This is a genomic window from uncultured Caballeronia sp. (genome assembly GCF_964243625.1).
Classification (GTDB): Bacteria; Pseudomonadota; Gammaproteobacteria; order Burkholderiales; family Burkholderiaceae; genus Caballeronia.
Genome location: NZ_CAXTGZ010000708.1, coordinates 1 through 2,949, shown reverse-complemented (window position 1 = coordinate 2,949; position 2,949 = coordinate 1). Strand labels below are relative to the sequence as shown.

Sequence of the window (2,949 nt, the reverse complement as noted above, 5' to 3'; positions counted from 1 at the left end):
GCCGGCAAGACTTTGCGCGAGCACCGCATCTTCTCCCGCCGATGCAATCACGAGCCCGTCGATGCGCTTTTCCTGCAGCACACGAAGGTAGCTTCGCTGCTTGGCGGGGTCGTCGTCGGAATTGCAGAAGAACATGCAATAGCCGTTCTTCGCGCACCCATCTTCCACGCCACGCGCGAGCTCCGCGAAATACGGATTGGTCGCATTCGGCACCAGCAAGCCGATGGTGAGCGTATTGCGCGCCTTGAGCGAACGCGCCACCGCCGACGGCACATAGTCCAGTTCCCGGATTGCTCGTTCTACTTTGACCCGCACTTCAGCCGATACAGGCCGCGAGTTGTTCACCACATGAGACACGGTTGTGAACGAAACGCCCGCAATGGCTGCTACATCTTTGATCGTCGCCATACTTGGTCCTTCTCTCTGACTTTTGGTCTTGCTTTTGCTCTTATAGTTGGCACTCGCAACGCTTGCCTTTCGGCAGTCCGCCCGGCAGCACCCGTTCCACTCTGGTTCGCGGCCCCGACTCAAGTTCATCAGCCTCAAGGCCGTCAGCCGGCGTGCATCCCCGTGCCGGCTTCATGCTCGCTACGTCCGCAGTCCGAGCTGCGTGTGTCCTCTTTGTTACCTCGCTGCTTCTCGCGAATAAGCAGCGTGTAACGTAACGCGTCGTTCTTCTGACCACTGAACGGTTTCCATTCCGCCCGAAGCGTCTCAACAAAGCACCCGCTGTGCCAGGCAGCGCGGGACCCGGTTCATCGTTGCACTTCCCCCGTCTCCGCCGGCGGCGCCTTTGCGTCCGGCACGATGGGATCTTGCAAGATCTCATCGCGTTTCGCGTAGCCCGCGAACGCCGCTGCAAGCAGCATGTCCTGCGTCCAGTCATCGCGAGCGAAGATCCCGGTCATCCGCCCCGCCGACATCACGCCGATACGATCGCAAATCAGCATCAACTCGCGCAGATCACTCGATACCACCACCAGCGCACGCCCTTCGAGCGCGAGCGCGCCCATCAGCGCATAGATGTCGAACTTGGCGCCGACGTCGATGCCGCGCGTGGGTTCATCGAAGAGCAGAACCGTGGAATCACGCGCGAGCCAGCGGCCGATCACGACCTTCTGCTGATTGCCGCCCGACAACTCCGAGACCGGCTGCGACGGACCCGCCGCACGAATATGCATGGCGTCGATCTGCGTCTGGGCAAGCGCGGCTTCGCGCCGGCCATCGACAAAACCCTTGTTCGATACCGCCCCGATGTTCCCCAGCGAAATATTCGCGGCGATCGGCTGCGGCAACAGCAAACCTTCGCCTTTCCGATCCTCCGTGATGAGCGCGATGCCGTTCTTCACCGCATCAGCCGGCGATGCAATCTTCACCGGCGTGAGCGCTCCGCCTTGATGCGCCACTGATACAACGCCGCCATCGGCCTTGTCCGCGCCGTAGATCAGCCGCATCAGCTCGGTGCGGCCCGCGCCGATCAGCCCGCTGATGCCGAAAATCTCCCCGGCCTTGACTTCGAAGGACACGTCGCGAACCACGTCGGCGCGGCGCATGCCTTCGACTTTCAGCGCGACACCGGCGATTCGCCGTTCGCCCAGATCAATCCGTTCGCCAATGTCACGTCCTACCATCAGCGTGACAAGCCGGTCGCTCGTCAGGTTTGCCATGGCGTCGATATGGACCAGCTTGCCGTCGCGCAGTACCGCCGCGCGTCCCGCAATCCTGCGCAACTCTTCCAGCCGGTGCGAGATGTACACCAGCGCCACGCCCCGCTCCTTCAGCCGCTCGACCTGCTCAAAGAGCAGATCCACTTCACGCGCGGTCAGCATGGCCGTGGGTTCGTCGAGAATCAGCACGCGGCAATCGCCAATCAGATTCCGCGCGATCTCGACCATCTGCTGATGCCCGATGCCCAGTTCGCCCACGAGCGTATCGGGATCGATCGCGTCCAGTCCGACCTGGCGCATTGCGTGGTGCGCATCCTCGCGCAGCGCCGCCCGGTCGATCCAGCCGAATTTCAGGCCTTTGCGCTGGGGCAGACGGTTGAGGAACAGGTTTTCCGCCACCGATAAAGTCGGCAGAAGGTTCAGCTCCTGCATCACCATACGCACGCCCAGCGCTTCGGCATCCTTGCGACTCGCGGGCGCGTAAGGCTCGCCGCCAAGCGTCATGGAACCAGCAGTCGGATCGACCAGTCCGCCGATGATCTTGGACAACGTACTCTTGCCCGCGCCGTTCTCGCCGGTCAGCGCCAGCACTTCGCCCGCGCGCAAGTCCAGCGTGACGCCCGCCAGCACCGGCTCCGCATAGGTCTTGCCAACGCCGCTCACCGCTAAAACCGGGGCGGTTTCCATAATGTTGTCCATCGCCTTCCCGCTGCTGCGGACCGGATGCTGTCACGCAAGGCACGCCGCAATCGTTTGCAGGCAAGCCCTTCTGACAAGCCGTCTCCGGTCCTTCGCGTCAGTAAAAACCACGCTGAACATCGCCTGGCCAGTCATCTCATGGTGCATCGACGACCCGGCCGTTGCTTCAATTATCGGCAGCGATGCCCGGTTCTTGAGATTTTAGACAGATTTCGACAGACGAATCCCATTTTCCATGCAGATACTTACTACTTTTTGGTAACGAGATCCACCGGCGTTTCCACCACGCCGGACAATTCCGACTGTTTCTTGTGCTCGGCAATTGCTTTCAGCGCAGTATCGATGCCAAAAACTGCCTGCTTTGCAGCGTATTGATCGGCCGTGGCGAGCACGCGGCCATCGGCGAGCATCGGCTTGATGGCGTTGATGTTGTCATAACCCACGACCTGCACCTTGCCTGCCTTGCCCGCTGCGCGAACTGCAGACACGGCGCCGATCGCCATGTTGTCGTTGCCGCACAGCAGCGCCTTCACATTCGGGTTCGCGTTCAGGATTTGCGATGCAACCGCATTGCCTTTATCGA

At 61.3% G+C, this 2,949-nt stretch carries 3 protein-coding genes; all 3 read right to left on the bottom strand.

Going from position 1 to position 2,949, the window contains the following annotated elements:
• Positions 1 to 408 (bottom strand): LacI family DNA-binding transcriptional regulator (locus ACFFAR_RS29675; protein ID WP_174365141.1); only part of this gene is annotated, 408 nt, incomplete at its 3' end.
• Positions 409 to 755: 347 nt separating this feature from the next.
• Positions 756 to 2,354, bottom strand: coding sequence for a sugar ABC transporter ATP-binding protein (locus ACFFAR_RS29670; protein ID WP_375509062.1), 1,599 nt, complete (start codon positions 2,352 to 2,354; stop codon positions 756 to 758).
• A 260-nt stretch (positions 2,355 to 2,614) separates the two neighbouring features.
• Positions 2,615 to 2,949, bottom strand: a 335-nt coding sequence (locus tag ACFFAR_RS29665; protein WP_375509061.1) for a substrate-binding domain-containing protein, incomplete at its 5' end; no start/stop codon positions are given.

What these genes read in the sequence shown, in the direction of transcription:
- ACFFAR_RS29670 (WP_375509062.1), bottom strand. Translation starts at nt 2,354, where the DNA reads ATGGAAACCGCCCCGGTTTTAGCGGTGAGCGGCGTTGGCAAGACCTAT.